This is a genomic window from Vreelandella zhuhanensis (assembly GCF_009793355.1).
GTDB lineage: Bacteria > Pseudomonadota > Gammaproteobacteria > Pseudomonadales > Halomonadaceae > Vreelandella > Vreelandella zhuhanensis.
Map to the genome: position 1 here is coordinate 264,764 of NZ_WTKP01000004.1, position 15,068 is coordinate 279,831.

A 15,068-nucleotide genomic window follows, 5' to 3' on the forward strand; every position below is an offset into this window, starting at 1 on the left:
CGATGTCACGAAAAATACTCGGCCTGGGAATCGGCGCCGCCATGCTTGCATCGATAGCGTCCGGCGGCATTGCCTGGTACGACCACCAGCAATCTTCTTCCTCCAATGGAGACATCATCGGCGGGCCGGTAGAGCTGCCGTCCACTCAGGGTGATTTTTCACTGACCCAGCTGGCCGACGATCAGATCGCGGTACTCTCGTTCGGCTATACCTACTGCCCTGACGTCTGCCCCATGAATCAGTCGGTCAAGCGTCAGGCATTACAGAAATTGAGTGCCGAGCAGCGTGAAAGAGTCGTGCCGGTGATGGTTTCCGTCGACCCTGAGCGCGATACACTGGAACGCCTGAAAGAGTACATGGGTTATTTCGGAGAGGAATTTATCGGAGTTACCGGCAGTCGGGCGCAGCTTGAAGAACTGGCCGAGCGCTACGGGGTGATCTGGCGGCGGGTCGAGACGCCGGAGTCGTCAATGGAATACACCATCGACCACAGCGCCTCGTTATATCTGGTCAACCCTGAGGGCAAGCTTCTTCAGCGAGTGCTGTATTCGCCCACCCCCCACGCCCTGGTTTCAGCGCTTCAGGGCGTGCTGGAAGGTTGAAGCAACGGCTATTGCGATAACGCCTCGCTGGGTTCCTGCGGAGTGGATTCCTGCAGACGCGACAGCATGGCCATCAAGGCTTCGATTTGAGTCCCGCTGCGTGTTTCGTGCAAGGGACTTATCTGCCAGGTGCTTTCGGCAAACCCCCACCAGTCCCAACAGCCCTGGGGGTTGCCCAAGGTGGTGGTTGCCTGGGGATAAAGCACAATTTGCTCATGCTCAAGCGCCCAACGGTTCAAGCCGCTGTGACGCACGAAGGTCTCACCGATCTGTTCATGGCTCATTTGGCAGCCATGTAGCGCTAGCGTTACCCCACAATCGCCATCGGCACAGCCCGGCGGTATGAACAGATAACCCACATCGGCCAGTCCCTTGGCATCGAATTCCGCCTGATCAAAGCGCAGTAATTCGCCATCCTGCTGAGGATCTTGCACCTCTTTCCGAGGATGCAGCCACTCCATCATGTCGCCGGCGATATCCTTGTTGCAGGATAAAACGTGACTTCCCCCGCCTTCCTGGCAGTCGCCCAGCATCTCGGGCGATACGGCTTCCTCTTGGGGCAGGCGTATCGGCCAGCCATGCCCCGCCTGTTTATCTCGCACCACCTTGAGCTGCTCGTCGGGCGCATCCAGCCAGGTGGAAAACTGCTCCGCCAATGCATCGCTCAACCTGGGGTCGAACACCGGATCATTCTCGCCGTGCCAAATGAAGACCTTCAGTTGGCTAAGCGCCTCTCGGCTACCTACTTCGCCGCGCTCGGCATAATCCTGTCGCCGCTGCTCCAGTTGGTCGAGATCGGGCAACCCCCGGCGCGTCATCATGCATTGGTTCAAGGCCAGGCTAAGCGAGCCTTGTGAGCAGCCCCAAGGGCCGGCGGCCAGCACGCCCAGACCGCTAAAACGCTCCGGCCAGGCCACCGCCAGCTGACTGGCCATGTATCCCCCGGAGGATACCCCCACCACGCTCACTTGCTCGGTAGAGGCGGCCAAGGCGGGCAATGCCATGGGGGAATCAGCCGTTTCCTCAGCATGCAGTGATGCTGACATTCCTAGGCCCACCAGCACACAAACTGTCGTGGTGCGTCTCATGGCGGTTACTCGACGTCCAACAATTCCACGCGGAACGTCAGCGTTTCATTGGGGCCGATGGGACCTTGACCTTGTGCGCCATAACCGAGTTCGGCGGGAATATAGACCATCCAGGTGTCGCCGACGCTCATCAGCTGCAGCGCTTCCTGCCAGCCTTCGATCACTTGGCCGACCTGAAAACTGACCGGTTCACCGCGTTCGTACGAGCTATCGAATACGGTGCCATCCAGCAGCATGCCTTCGTAATGAACTTCGACGGTATCTTCAGGCCCCGGCGTAGCGCCGTCGCCGGACTCGACCACTTCGTATTGCAGACCGGATTCGGTTACGGTGACTTCCTCGCGGGCGGCATTCTCTTCCAGGAAGGCCTCACCGACTTTCAGGTTGGCTTGAGCCGCCTCATCCGCCTCGGCCTGACGCGCTTCCAGGGAGCGTTGCTGGAAAGCCATCAAGGCGTCGGCCATCTGCTCTTCACTCAAGGCAAGCTCATTGCCTTCAAAGACATCACGCATGCCTTGAGTAAAAGTATCCATGTCCAGATCGCTGATATCTTCCTGCATACTTTCGCCCAGGGTTACCCCAAGGCTGTAGGCCAGTTGTTCCTGCTCGGTTTCCGGTGCGGCCAGCGCCCAGGGCGAGGCGACCAGCAGACCTGTCAGAACAGTAGAAGAAAGCAGTGTTTTCATTACATAACCTTAATTAGACAATTGATAAGAAAAAGCTAAAAAGAAAAGCTAATAGGAAAAAGCGCCATGCGCCAATCAATAACCGGTTTCACACAGAGCCTAACACCAGCGAGCCGAGGCTGCATCCGCCTCGGCTCGCTGTCAGTACGAATCAGAAAGTCTCAGAAAGACGTCTCGATCACACCACCAGTGTAGGACAGTGAGCCGAGCCCGCCACACGTTGCGCCACACTGCCCAGCAACGCACCTTTTTCGCCATTGGTGCCCTGGGCACCGATCACGATGAGGTCACAATCGTGCTTGAACGCAAAACGCGAGATAATGCGCGACGGCTGCCCCCCCTTGATAAAGGAACGCACACTAAGCGCATCGACCCCCAGCTCGATAGCATGCGCCTTGGCGTGCATGGCGATCTCCGTGGCGTACTCCTTGAGTGCTTCATCGGGTATGTCAAGCTTGGCTGGACGTACCATGGAAAGCGATGCTTCAAGCAGACTGTGATGTTTGAAGACACACAGCAGATAAAGTTCGGCACCGGTCAGCAAATGTAGCGCTGCAGCCTTTTCCAGTGCCTTCAAAGCCCCCCTCGAACCATCCACCGGTACCAGTATACGATTGAACATTCAGCGACTCCTTATGAACGGTTACCGGAAGGCCAAGTCACGTAAGAACAGCGCGATTTGCGGGAACATGATCAACAGTGCCGCCGCCAATATCAGCATGAAGACAAACGGAGGCGTGCCTTTTATCACATCCCAATAGGGCCGCTTGAAAATCGCGATGGCCGTGAATATGTCGCACCCGAAGGGCGGCGTCGCCGACCCTATCGCAACCTGCAAGGTGATCAGGATACCCACCAGCACCGGGTCCAGCCCTGTCGCTGCCACGGCCGGTGCAAAGATCGGCGTCAACACCAGGATTACCACGATGGGATCGACGAACATGCAAGCCACAAAGAAGGCGATACAGATGGCTATCAGCACCCCTGTCGGCCCGGCCTCGTTGACCCCGACGGTTTCGAGAATAGCCTGGGGAATCTGGGCGAACGAGATAATCCATGAGAAGCCGTTGCCCACCCCCACCAGGATAAATACCACAGCGGTGATCAGGCCGGTGGATTTGGCAATCGCATAGATATCGTTCATCTTCAGTGAGCGGAACACCACAAACTCAAGCAGAATGGCATAAAGCACACAGGCGGCAGCAGCTTCCGTAGGGCTGAAGATACCCCCGTAGATACCCCCCACGATAATTACCGGAAATCCTAGTGGCCATAATGCCAAGCGCACAGCGGAAAGGCGTTGCCGCCAAGTAGATTTGGGCTCGGTAGGCACATCACGGATTACTGCGTAAAGCACGCAGTACGCTGAAAACATCAACAGAATCAGCAACCCTGGTCCGATACCGGCAATGAACAGCTCGGCGATCGACGTACCGGAAATGACCCCATAGATGATCATGCCGATACTCGGCGGGATCAGAAAGGCAATGTCACTGGCATTGATGATCAACGCCAAAGTGAAAGAGTCGGAATAACCGGCCTTGAGCATCTTGGGGCGCAAAGGTGAACCGACGGCGACTACCGTGGCCTGAGTGGAACCCGAGACAGCGCCGAACAAAGTACAGGAAGCGGCGGTACTCACTGCCAGCCCGCCTTTCACATGCCCGATAAAGGACATCACCATGTCGATAAGGCGATTCGCCGATTGGCCACGCGTCATGATGTCGGCAGCCAGGATGAACATGGGAACCGCGATCAGCGAGGCTGGCCGGATACCCGCCACCACCTGCTGAATTAAGGTCTCCATTTGCCCAAAGCCATTGAACATCATGTAAAAACCGATGACCGCCGCGGTTATCAGCGGCACCATCATGGGAAAGCCCAGCAAAAGCAGGGCAATCATGGTCACAACCATTATCGTCGTCATTATTCGTTCCCCCGGGCATGGCGCCCTAGATCAGACTTCCGTTTCCGTATCCTTGTAACCATCAAGCACAGCAGTCGATAGATACACATCACGCGTTGTCATATTCTTGATAGCCGTCAGCAAATACTGAATACCCGTGATCAAGAACCCCAGTGGTACCCAGATATAGATCACCCAGATCGGGAACCCCAGCGCCGGAAGAATCCTGCCTCGCGAATAGAGATCGAGAATGTAATAGATCGAGTAGTAAAGCAGGAAGAACATCACCATTGCCGTGAACAGGGAGATGAAAATCATCAGGGCCTTGCGCCCTCCCACCGGGAGCGCATCATAGATCGCCGACATGCGGATATGACGACCGTGACGTGCCGCATAGCCGACCCCCGCAAAGGTGATCATGATGATTAATATCCGATTGATTTCACCGGAAAAGAAAATACTCTCACCGAAGACGAAACGGGCAATGACGTTGGCAACGGTATTGAAAGCCATCAATAAGACGCCCATTGCCAGAATGACGGCTTCAAGTTTGCTGATTAGCGTATCGACCGTGCCGAGTATCCCCGGAAGGCCGGACCGGTAATTTCTTTCAATTTCTTCATCAGACATGGCCGCACTCCCTTTTCTGCAGCTGATGCAGTAAAAACATGGCTTCCTAGCAGCTTACCGGCAAAGCGCCTGTTGGTATGCCGCTCGGTTCAACGCTGGCTGGACGCAGGTACAAACGACAAGGGGGCAGCTTAGCTGCCCCCTTGTCGTTTGCTCTTACAAGTAATATCAGTCTTCGGTAACTTCTTCGAGGTCTTCATGGAACTGGTTCAGCAGTTCACGACCGTCTTCGCCGGTCATTTCGATGTATTTTTCCTCGACCTGGGGGGCACGTTCCTTGAACGCCTGCATCTGCTCTTCGTTGAGGCGGGTCACGGTGCACTCTTCACAAGCACTCATGATCTTATCCAGGGATTCTTCGGCCAGCCCTTGAATATGCTCGATGGTATGATCGTAGGCCGCATCAGAGGCATCCTGTACCAACTGCTGATCGTCCTCGGAAAGCCCTTCGTAGAAGTCCTGATTGGCCATCATGGCGGTAGTGAACCAGCCGTGGCCGGTAAAGGTCAGGTGCGGCGACACTTCATACAGACCACCGGACTCGATCCAGAAGATCGGATTTTCCTGGCCATCGAGAATGCCTGTCTGCAAACCACCGTAGACTTCGCCCCAAGGCAGCGGTGTGGCGGTAGCACCGAAGGCGTTGTAGGTTTCGGCCAGCAGCGGATTGGTCATCACGCGGATCTTCTTGTTATCGAAGTCCTCGGGAGAGGTGATCGGCTCGTCGGCGGTAACCACCATTTCGCCTTCCGGGTACATCTGCAGCAATTCCAGGCCGTGCTCTGCGTATAGTTCCGGGAACATTTCGTTGATGGCTTCGCTTTCCTCGAAGAACTCGAGCACGGTCTCCATGTCGGTAGGCAACAGATAGGGAATGAAGAAGATCTGGGCCTCGGGAATCGTCGAGCCGGTAAAGCCGGGGGACTGGTTGACGAATTGCAGGATGCCGCTGAGGGTCTGTCCCATTATGTCGTCGGACTCGCCCAGCTCGCCGAAGCGGTAGACCTGAACCGAATGCTCGGAGTTCTCTTCGATATAATCCTTGAAGGCGTGAGCGAACACATCCTGAACGTCACCTTCGTATTCTTCGTGGGCATAACGCCAGTTGTCGGCGTGCGCGGCTGCCGATAGACCAAATAGCAGGGCACCAATACTTGCGGTGGTTAGAAGCTTGCTTGTTTTCATCAACTGGGTTGTTTTCATCAAGTCGTTCCCCTTGCAATAGGTTGCATAGCCGTTGGTTATGCAGATTACCCGAAGTGGTATTACTACCTGGCGTTTAAGCAAGATTGTAATCATTTCAGACGTAATTTGAATTCAGGCTAGCGCGCTACATGCAAGGGGTCAAGCTGGCGTCCCAACGTCTGCCAGGCACTTTCAAGGGTTGAGGATGAATAATCCAGCGTTTCATCACGGTCTGTATAGGCTTGTATAACTACTTGATTTCTTAGCCACCAAGCACTATTACCCGAGGCTACTCGCGTCACTCTCAAACGAGCTTCAGGGGTCGTTCCGTCCAACGCCCACTCCTGCCAGCGTTGAAGGTTTTCACGCTCCGCCAAAAGCTCCGCCTGCTTAAGCGTCTCTCTTAGCGCCCACACCCCTTGCCTGGTGGCTGCCTCGGCTTTGAGCCCACGATGCAAGTCACGTAACACAGCGGTGACCTCATGCTGCCAACGCAGGCGTTCTTTCCGGTACTTTTCCACCCACTCGGGAGAGGCCTGAAAGCCGTGACTGTATAGCCAGCCATGAAACAGCAATTCGCAGACGTCCACCCCGGCCTCTTCCTGCAATCGCAGGCAAGCGGCTTCGACCCCGGGGCGTGAGTACCATTTCAAGGCAAAGTCCCACAGAGGAGTCTGCTCCAAGTGTGCCAATCGGTTAGAATCACCCATCGTATTACCCTTTTATTCGGGAGCCTGCATGATCGCACTGCGCCAAGTTGCCCTGCAACGCGGCACCCAGCCGCTACTGGAAGACGCCGACCTTACCCTCAATGACGGCGTCAAGGCCGGCATTATCGGTGCCAACGGGGCCGGTAAAACCAGCCTATTCAAACTGTTGCTGGGTGAACTGAGTCCGGATCGTGGCGATATTCACATGAGCGGGGGCCAGCGAATCGCCCATATGGCACAGGAAGTGGAGACACTTGACCGTGCCATTCTCGACTACGTCCTGGACGGCGACCATGCCCTGCGCGATGCGGAAGCTCAACTGGAAGATGCACGCCTGCGCGACGACGCTCACCGTGAAGCCGAACTGCATGGCTTGATCGAAACCTTGGACGGCTATCGTGCCGAATCCCGCGCGGCCCAGTTGCTGGTGGGGCTCGGCTTCGTCCAGGCGGATCTCAAGCGTCCATTATCGGCTTTTTCCGGGGGCTGGCGGATGCGCATCAACCTGGCACGCACCTTGTTCATGCCCTCGGATCTATTGTTGCTCGACGAGCCCACCAACCACCTCGATCTCGATGCGCTGTTGTGGCTTGAGCAATGGCTCGCCCGTTATCCCGGCACCTTGCTGCTGATTTCCCACGATCGAGATTTTCTCGATGCCGTCTGTGATCACATCGTTCACGTTCATCAGCAACAACTGACCCTGTATCGCGGAAATTATTCACGTTTCGAGCGTACCCGGGCGGAAAAGCTTGCCCTGCAACAGGCCGAAGCTATCAAACAACAGGCGCGCCGCGAGGAAATCGAGCGTTTCATCGCCCGTTTCAAGGCTCAGGCCACCAAGGCCCGCCAGGCACAAAGCCGGGTCAAGATGCTGGAACGCATGGGTACCATTGCCATGGCCCATGTCGATTCGCCCTTTCACTTCACCATCCCCGCCGCCGACAAGACGTCTCATCCCTTGCTGGTGCTGGATGACGCTCGGCTGGGCTATCGTGACAAAGAAGGCAACGAGAACGCACAGCTGGAGCAGGTGAAGATATCATTGCTGCCCGGCCAGCGTATCGGCTTGCTCGGCCCCAATGGCGCGGGCAAATCCACCTTGATCAAGTCACTGATCGGTGAATTGCCTCTCCTTTCAGGCAAGCGGATACCCGGTGAACATCTGGCTATCGGCTATTTTGCCCAGCATCAGCTGGAAAGCCTGGACCTTTCCACCACGGCGTTTGTGCATGTTCAGCGCTTATCGCCTACCGCCAGCGACCAGGAAATCCGCAATTTTCTGGGGGGATTCGGCTTTCATGGCGATGACGCCTTCGGCAAGGTGGCGACCTTCTCCGGCGGGGAAAAAGCCCGGCTAGCATTGGCCTTGGTGGCTTGGGAAAAACCCAACCTCCTGCTGTTGGATGAGCCCACCAACCACCTTGACCTGGAAATGCGCGAAGCCTTGACCGAAGCCTTGGCGGCATTCGAGGGGACCGTCATCCTGGTATCGCACGACCGTCACCTCTTGCGCGCCACGGTGGATGAATTCTGGCGCGTGGCCGACCATCGCGTCGAACCATTCGATGGCGACCTCGAGGATTATCGCACCTGGCTGAAGGCGCGTTTGGAAAACGTGCGCCGCGACACCCGCAACGAAAAAGCCGAACGTCAGGCAGAACAGGGGGGTGGCGAAAGCCGCGAAGAGCGCAAGGCCGCACGCAAGGCAGCCGCCGAATTGCGCGAAAAATTGCGCCCGCTCAAGCGCAAGCGCGACAAGGTCGAACGTGAGATGGAAACCACTCAGCAGGCACTCAGCCAGGTGGAGGAACAGCTCGGCGATGCCGACCTCTATACCGATAGTACACGCAAGGAAGAGCTGACCCGGACATTGGCGCGCCAAGCAGAGTTGACCACTCGCCTCAATGCCGCCGAGCAACAATGGCTGGCCGCAGAAGAGGAACTCGAAGCCATGGAAGCCGAGTTAGTTTCCAGCAACGACTAACCAAGCGCTGAAAGCCACGAGCCTCAGCTTTCCAGCAGGAAAGTCACCGGGCCGTCATTGATCAGCGATACCTGCATGTCGGCGCCGAATTGCCCACTGGCGACAATCGGCCAGGCACGTCTTGCCTGGGCAAGCAGGTAAGCAAACAATTGCTCCCCCTCGGCGGGCACGGCGGCACTGGAAAAGCCCGGGCGCAGCCCTTTACGCGTATCGGCAGCCAAGGTGAACTGTGGCACCAGTAATATGCCGCCCTCTACTTGCTGCACGTTGAGATTCATCTTGCCGTCGGCGTCGCTGAAGACCCGGTAATGCAGCAACTTGTGCAGCAGCTTGTCAGCCGCCCCCTGATCATCCTGTTTTTCCACTCCGACCAGCACCAGCAGGCCCTGTTCGATGGCACCTACGCTGGTACCTCCGATGCTGACATCCGCACGGCTGACACGCTGAATCAATGCCTTCATGTTGCCTCCTTTTGGGCGATTAACCGTTTACCACCAGCAGTGAAAATGATGAACCGGACCTTGGCCCTTACCCACCTTCAATCGATGGCTTTGCCCTAAAGCCTCGCTCAACCAAGCCTTGGCAAAGGCTACCGCTGAAGATAATTCATCGCCTTGGGCCAGCCGTGCGGTAATCGCGGAGGATAACGAGCAACCGGTACCGTGAAGGTTAGGGGTCTCGACGCGCCGGCCTTCCATCCATTCGCAGCTGTCAGCACCGATAAGAAGGTCAGGGCAGTCGTTTTGCTCCAAGTGGCCGCCCTTGAGCAACACGGCTTTCGCCCGCAGTCGACGCAAGGCAGGTGCCAGCGCCAGCATTTCTTCCCGGCGCCGGGGTGCCGGTAGCCCCAACAAGACGGCAGCTTCCGGCAAATTAGGCGTAATGACATCCGCCAGAGGCACCAGAACGTCGCGTACGGCAGCGATACCCGCGTCATCCACGAGCGTATCGCCACTCTTGGCCACCATGACCGGGTCGAGCACCACCCAGCGCGGCCGTTGGCGAGCCAAGGCCTGAGCAATCACCTCGGCGACCTCAAGGCTCGCCACCATGCCGATTTTTACCGCATCGATGCGCACATCTTCCAACAAGGTGTCGAGTTGTTGGCCGATAAATGCCGCCGGTACAGGACAGACGCCAGCCACCCCTTGGGTATTCTGGGCGGTCAACGCGGTTACCACGCTGGTGGCATAGGCCCCCAGGGCCGAAAACGTCTTGATATCCGCCTGGATACCGGCTCCGCCCGAGGGGTCGGAGCCGGCGATGGTCAATACATTGGGAATAAAGTTTTTTGCCATGACATCCTGCTTCGCGGTCCTTGAAAATAGCGTGCCCCAGTTTATGCAAAAAGCCGCCCGTAGGCGGCTTCGTGCTAAAGGACTACTTTTATCCCGTCAGATCACTCGACAGTGCCGCCTTCCGGGTTGCGAGCATTGTAATAGGCCTGCTCGGAAATCGCATGATAGTTGACGACCTTGTTCTGGAAGTCACGATACGATTCATGGATGCGGCCTGCCAGCTCACTGGATTCGGCCAGCTCAGCCACTACATCTTCAGAGTGTTCGCGGGCCTGTTCCAGGACATCGTCAGGGATGCGACGCAGTTCGACATCGTGCTCGTTGAGCAGTGTCTCGAGCGCATCGTTGTTACGGGCGGTGTACTCGTCCAGCACCGAGGCATTGATGTCGCGCACGGCAGTTTTCAGTATCGCCTGCAGATCGGCAGGCAATGCTGCCATGGCTTCTTCGTTGATGAGCGCCTCGAACATCACGGTCGGCTCGTGCCAGCCCGGATAGTAGTAATAGTCCGCTGCCTGGTGCAGGCCGAAGGCCAGGTCGTTGTAGGGGCCGATCCATTCGGTGGCATCGATGGCGCCGGACTGCAGCGAGGTAAATATCTCGCCGCCCGGCATGTTGACGATAGCCACGCCCATGCGATTCATCACTTCCCCACCGAGCCCCGGCATGCGCATTTTCAGGCCGTCCAGGTCCTCGACAGAGTTGATTTCCTTGTTATACCAACCGCCCATCTGCACACCGGACGCCCCGGCAACCAACACATCGACGCCGAAGGGCTCATACAGTTCGTTCCACAGCTCCATGCCGCCGCCGTAATGCAGCCAGGCATTCATTTCCTGGGCATTCATGCCGAAGGGTACCGCGGCGAAGAATTGCGCGGCAGGTGCCTTGCCCTTCCAGTAGTAAGAAGCGGAATGCCCCAGTTCGGCAGTGCCTTCGGACACCGCATCGAACACCTCGAAACCTGGTACCAGTTGGCCGGCACCGAACACTTCAATGGTGAGACGGCCATCGGACATTTCCTCGACCAGTTCCGCCAGTCGCTCAGGGCCTTGACCAACCCCTGGGAAGTTCTTGGGCCAGGACGTGACCATTTTCCACTCAAAAGTTTCCTGGGCCTGGGCTGCGTTATCGAAGCTTGATACCACCATCATTCCTGAAGAGGCGACGGTGGTCATGGCCACGGCCATGGCAAGTGACTTGAGTTTCATACGATGTACCCTCGTGCTGTTATGAACGTTGTTATGAGCGTTGTTATGAAGATTGCTTCGAGATGCCCGTTACCGAGCAAAGGTGCATTGCAGCACCGCGGCCAGCTCTCATGGTCAGAACTGATCGGGTAGCCAGGTCGCTAACTGTGGCATGAATGCCAGCGCAGTCAACATGGCAAGTTGCAATACGATGAACGGAATGACGCCGCGATAAATAGCCGAGGTGGGTACCGAGTCAGGCGCAACCCCGCGCAAGTAAAACAGGGCAAAGCCGAAGGGCGGGGTAAGAAAGGATGTTTGAAGGTTGATCGCGATCATGATACCCAGCCAGACCGGATCCACCCCCATGGCCAGTAGGATAGGACCGACAATCGGCACCACCACGAAAGTGATTTCGATAAAGTCGAGAATGAATCCCAGCAGGAAGATGACCAGCATCACAATAATCGTGGCACCGACCACTCCCCCCGGCATGCCCTCGAACAGGCTGGTAACCAGCTCTTCACCACCATAGGCACGAAATACCAGCGAAAACAATGCCGCACCGATAAGAATCAGAAAGACCATGGTGGTGACGTTGACGGTGGAACGCAGCACTTCTCCGAGCACTTTGAAACTCAGGCGCCGATAGATAAGCGCGAGCATCAATGCGCCGAAGGCACCCACGGCAGAGGCCTCGGTAGGCGTGGCGAAACCACCCAGAATCGAACCCAGTACGGCGACGATCAATACAATCGGCGGCACCATGCCTTTCAACAGCAGCAGCCCCAACCCCCCGGTGTGGCCTAGTTCTTCCATCAGCTCTTTGCGGTCGGCGGGAGGAGCCGCTTCCGGTTTCCACCAGGAAATGAAGGCCACATAGGTGATGTAGAGCACGACCAGCAGCAAACCGGGCACCAGAGCGCCCATGAACAAATCCCCCACGGAAACCGTCTTAGGGCTGAAGATGCCCATGGAAAGCTGAGCTTGCTGATACGCTGAGGACAGTACATCGCCCAATAGCACCAAAGCGATGGAGGGCGGGATGATCTGTCCCAGCGTACCGGTGGCACAAATGGTCCCTGTGGCTAACGGCACGCTGTAACCGCGCTTGAGCATGGTGGGCAACGACATCAGGCCCATGGTAACCACGGTAGCGCCAACGATACCGGTAGAGGCTGCCAGCAGCATCCCCACCAGGGTCACGGAAATGCCCAGCCCACCACGCATCGAGCCGAACAACATGGCCATGGCATCAAGGAGCGTCTCGGCTACCTTGGATTTTTCCAGCAATACCCCCATCAGCACGAACAAGGGTACCGCCAGAAGGGTTTGATTGGTCATGATGCCGTAGAGTCGATTGGGAAAAGCCGAGAGATAGCCTCCATCAAAGTGGGCATCGATACCCATGGCTTCCAGCCCCATTCCCAAGCCGGCAAAGGCCAGCGCCGTACCCGCCAAGGATAACGCTACCGGATAACCGAACATCAATACGATACAAATAACAGCAAAGAGCACCAGTGGCATGAATTCCAACATCAGATGCGTTCCTCGAGGTGGGGCTCTTGTTCATCAATCAGGGGGACCAGGCGTCCGGTCAGAATCCACCAATGGCGCACCGCTTCGACCAGGCCTTGGAGAATCATCAAACCGGCAAACGCAGGGATCAGCGTCTTGAGCAGAAAGACACCGGGGATGCCTCCAGTGTCCGGAGAGCCTTCAAAAATACGCCAGGAGCTACTCACGTAGCCCAGGCTGGTGAGGATCACGAATACCATGACAGGCATCAAAAGAAAGACCGTACCCACGAGATCAACCAGCGCTTGGCGTTTAGGGCGTATGCCGCGATAGAAGATATCCACGCGAACATGCCCATCGTGGCGCAGGGTATAGGAAGCCGCCAGCATGAAAACCACGGCATGCATGTACATGACGGATTCCTGCATGACAATACTGTTGACATTGAACATGTAGCGCAATACCACAATCAGGAACTGCACCAGCATCATTGCCAGAACCAACCAGGAAAGGCCACGGCCCAGCAGTTCGGAGCAACGATCCAGTTTGGCTATCACGGCAGGCAATTCACCGGAATAGGACGGGGAGGACATGGCGTTCTCGCTATGAAAGGGGGACGATACTGTAGGATTTATTCTCCAGAGTGCCAAAAAACGCCCAAAAGCGCACGCTAAATCAACCAACGCTGCATATACGTTCGCATCGCATTCAACACAGGCTTATCGGTATGAAATCGTCGACCTGAAAACGTCGCTATAACGCTATTGCAATGCCAGGCGGCATTGCTCAGGCAACGCAACATCCACTGCAATGGGCAAATGATCGGAAAAAAGATGATCAAGCACACGGACGTTAGTTGCCTGAAGCGATTGCGACAATAGGATGTGATCCAGTCCACGCCGCGGCTGCCAAGAAGGATAGCTCAGCAGCGGCTTGACTGGATGCAGAGGAAAAGCGCTAGTGAAACGTTCATGGGCGTGCAGCTGATCCTGTGTACAGTTTAGATCCCCCATGACCACCACATGCCGCAGCGGCTGAATGATCTCGCTCAGGTAATTCAGCTGGCGCACGCGGCCGCGATGGCTAAGCGCCAAGTGCGCGACAAAGATATGCAGCGCATCCGGTCCTTCACCATAGCGGGCATGGATGGCCCCCCTACCCGGCAAGGTGCCTGGCAGGCGATATTCTTCAATCCGACTGGGCACCCAATGTGAGAGCAGACCATTACTGTGCTGGGCGATGCGCCCCAGGTTGCGATTGAGCTGTTGGAAATGATGAGGGAACCCCGCGCGCATGGCCAGGTACTCCACCTGGTTGATTCGGCTTGAACGAAAGCTACCCCCATCCACCTCCTGCAACCCGACAATATCGAAGTTGCCGAGCACGTCGCTCATCATGTCCAGGCGTTTTAGCCGCTGGGGATGAGGCAGAAGGTGCTGCCAGCTACGGGTGAGATAGTGGTGATAGGCTGATGTCTGAATGCCGACCTGAAGATTGAAGGTCAACAGACGCAAGTGGCCGCCTTTATGCAGCGGCAACTTGATGTCCAACTTGGGCATTTACTCAGCGCGCTCCGTGCGGACACGCTCAACCAAGGCACCCGCGATCTGCGGCATATTGTCCAGGCTACCCGCACTGCTGGGAGTAATCACGTAACGACCATCCACGATCAAGGCCGGCACGCCCATCAGGCGCATGTCGCGCATACGGCTGTTGGCTTCATTGACGTGGCGACGCACATTGAACGAGGTAAGGGCATCACGCGCCTCGTCTACGCTGACCTCGTAGTCACTGAAAAACTCGGCCACTTCATCGACTGCGGTCAAGCTCTGGCCATCTTCATGAATGGCATGAAAGAAGTCATCATGAACGGCATCTAGAATTCCTAGCTCTTGAGCGGCATAGAATGCCTGAGCATGCTTGTTCCAATCGCCTCCCATGGTAGCGGGAAGCCGCTGGAAGTTGACGTCATCGGGCTGTTCGGCCACCCAGGCGTTAAGCGGGTCTTCGAGGTTGTAGCAATGCGGACAGCCATACCAGAAAGCTTCGGTGACTTCGATCTGACTTTCTTCGACCTGCGTTTCCACCGGCTTGTCGAGCACCGTGTAATGCTCGCCTTCCACCAACTGGGTGGCATTGGCCAACGTGGAAAGGGTCAAACCAGCTACCGCTACCATTAGCGTCTTTAACATGTCATTGATTCTCCGTGGGAAAGCAACATTACGACAGCACTTGCCGCGCCAGGTTCCTCAACCGTTTCGCAATGGT

16 protein-coding genes are annotated in these 15,068 nt (G+C 56.5%); 2 read left to right on the top strand and 14 right to left on the bottom strand.

The annotated features are described in order from the left end of the window. Nucleotides 1-2 precede the first annotated feature (2 nt). Nucleotides 3-602 carry an SCO family protein gene (locus GPM19_RS07450; RefSeq protein WP_160418409.1) on the top strand — a complete coding sequence of 200 codons (600 nt, stop codon included), beginning with the start codon at nt 3-5 and terminating at the stop codon, nt 600-602. Between the two features lie 8 nt (nt 603-610). On the opposite strand, the gene GPM19_RS07455 is transcribed toward GPM19_RS07450, so the two are convergent. From GPM19_RS07455 to GPM19_RS07485, 7 genes are all read right to left on the bottom strand, one after another. After that, nucleotides 611-1,648 carry an alpha/beta hydrolase family protein gene (locus GPM19_RS07455; protein ID WP_227842238.1) on the bottom strand — a complete coding sequence of 346 codons (1,038 nt, stop codon included), beginning with the start codon at nt 1,646-1,648 and terminating at the stop codon, nt 611-613. Between the two features lie 47 nt (nt 1,649-1,695). Beyond that, a complete protein-coding gene (gene bamJ / locus GPM19_RS07460; protein ID WP_160418411.1) occupies nt 1,696-2,376 on the bottom strand; it encodes a BamJ family beta-barrel-assembly machinery protein in 681 nt (226 codons plus the stop codon). Nucleotides 2,377-2,554: 178 nt separating this feature from the next. Next, complete coding sequence (locus tag GPM19_RS07465) at nt 2,555-2,998, bottom strand: universal stress protein (protein ID WP_160418412.1); 444 nt, start codon at nt 2,996-2,998, stop codon at nt 2,555-2,557. A gap of 21 nt (nt 2,999-3,019) precedes the next feature. Next, nucleotides 3,020-4,303, bottom strand: coding sequence for a TRAP transporter large permease (locus GPM19_RS07470; protein ID WP_160418413.1), 1,284 nt, complete (start codon nt 4,301-4,303; stop codon nt 3,020-3,022). Between the two features lie 30 nt (nt 4,304-4,333). After that, the gene (locus GPM19_RS07475; RefSeq protein ID WP_160418414.1) at nt 4,334-4,912 is read right to left on the bottom strand and encodes a TRAP transporter small permease; all 579 of its coding nucleotides are present in this window, start codon (nt 4,910-4,912) and stop codon (nt 4,334-4,336) included. Nucleotides 4,913-5,080: 168 nt separating this feature from the next. After that, on the bottom strand, nt 5,081-6,097 hold the full coding sequence (locus tag GPM19_RS07480; RefSeq protein ID WP_160418496.1) for a TRAP transporter substrate-binding protein: 1,017 nt from the start codon (nt 6,095-6,097) through the stop codon (nt 5,081-5,083). Nucleotides 6,098-6,234: 137 nt separating this feature from the next. Further along, nucleotides 6,235-6,807: a TIGR02444 family protein gene (locus tag GPM19_RS07485; protein ID WP_160418415.1), complete on the bottom strand. Its 573-nt coding sequence runs from the start codon at nt 6,805-6,807 to the stop codon at nt 6,235-6,237. Between the two features lie 28 nt (nt 6,808-6,835). Between GPM19_RS07485 and GPM19_RS07490 the strand changes: the two genes are divergently transcribed. After that, a complete protein-coding gene (locus GPM19_RS07490) occupies nt 6,836-8,794 on the top strand; it encodes an ABC-F family ATP-binding cassette domain-containing protein (RefSeq protein WP_160418416.1) in 1,959 nt (652 codons plus the stop codon). A gap of 23 nt (nt 8,795-8,817) precedes the next feature. Here GPM19_RS07490 and dtd read toward each other — a convergent pair whose 3' ends face one another. From dtd to GPM19_RS07525, 7 genes are all read right to left on the bottom strand, one after another. Further along, on the bottom strand, nt 8,818-9,255 hold the full coding sequence (gene dtd / locus GPM19_RS07495) for a D-aminoacyl-tRNA deacylase (RefSeq protein WP_160418417.1): 438 nt from the start codon (nt 9,253-9,255) through the stop codon (nt 8,818-8,820). 27 nt (nt 9,256-9,282) lie between these two features. Beyond that, nucleotides 9,283-10,092 (bottom strand): bifunctional hydroxymethylpyrimidine kinase/phosphomethylpyrimidine kinase, encoded by an 810-nt coding sequence (gene thiD / locus GPM19_RS07500; RefSeq protein WP_160418418.1) that lies wholly within the window; start codon nt 10,090-10,092, stop codon nt 9,283-9,285. 101 nt (nt 10,093-10,193) lie between these two features. After that, nucleotides 10,194-11,303: a TRAP transporter substrate-binding protein gene (locus tag GPM19_RS07505; protein ID WP_160418419.1), complete on the bottom strand. Its 1,110-nt coding sequence runs from the start codon at nt 11,301-11,303 to the stop codon at nt 10,194-10,196. 114 nt (nt 11,304-11,417) lie between these two features. Beyond that, nucleotides 11,418-12,821: a TRAP transporter large permease gene (locus tag GPM19_RS07510; protein ID WP_160418420.1), complete on the bottom strand. Its 1,404-nt coding sequence runs from the start codon at nt 12,819-12,821 to the stop codon at nt 11,418-11,420. Further along, entirely contained in the window at nt 12,821-13,393 is a 573-nt protein-coding gene (locus GPM19_RS07515; protein ID WP_160418421.1) for a TRAP transporter small permease subunit, read from the bottom strand. The genes GPM19_RS07510 and GPM19_RS07515 overlap by 1 nt, the downstream gene beginning before the upstream one ends. Before the next feature lie 168 nt (nt 13,394-13,561). Next, on the bottom strand, nt 13,562-14,359 hold the full coding sequence (locus GPM19_RS07520) for an endonuclease/exonuclease/phosphatase family protein (protein ID WP_160418422.1): 798 nt from the start codon (nt 14,357-14,359) through the stop codon (nt 13,562-13,564). Continuing rightward, the gene (locus GPM19_RS07525; RefSeq protein WP_160418423.1) at nt 14,360-14,992 is read right to left on the bottom strand and encodes a thiol:disulfide interchange protein DsbA/DsbL; all 633 of its coding nucleotides are present in this window, start codon (nt 14,990-14,992) and stop codon (nt 14,360-14,362) included. Nucleotides 14,993-15,068: the final 76 nt, after the last annotated feature.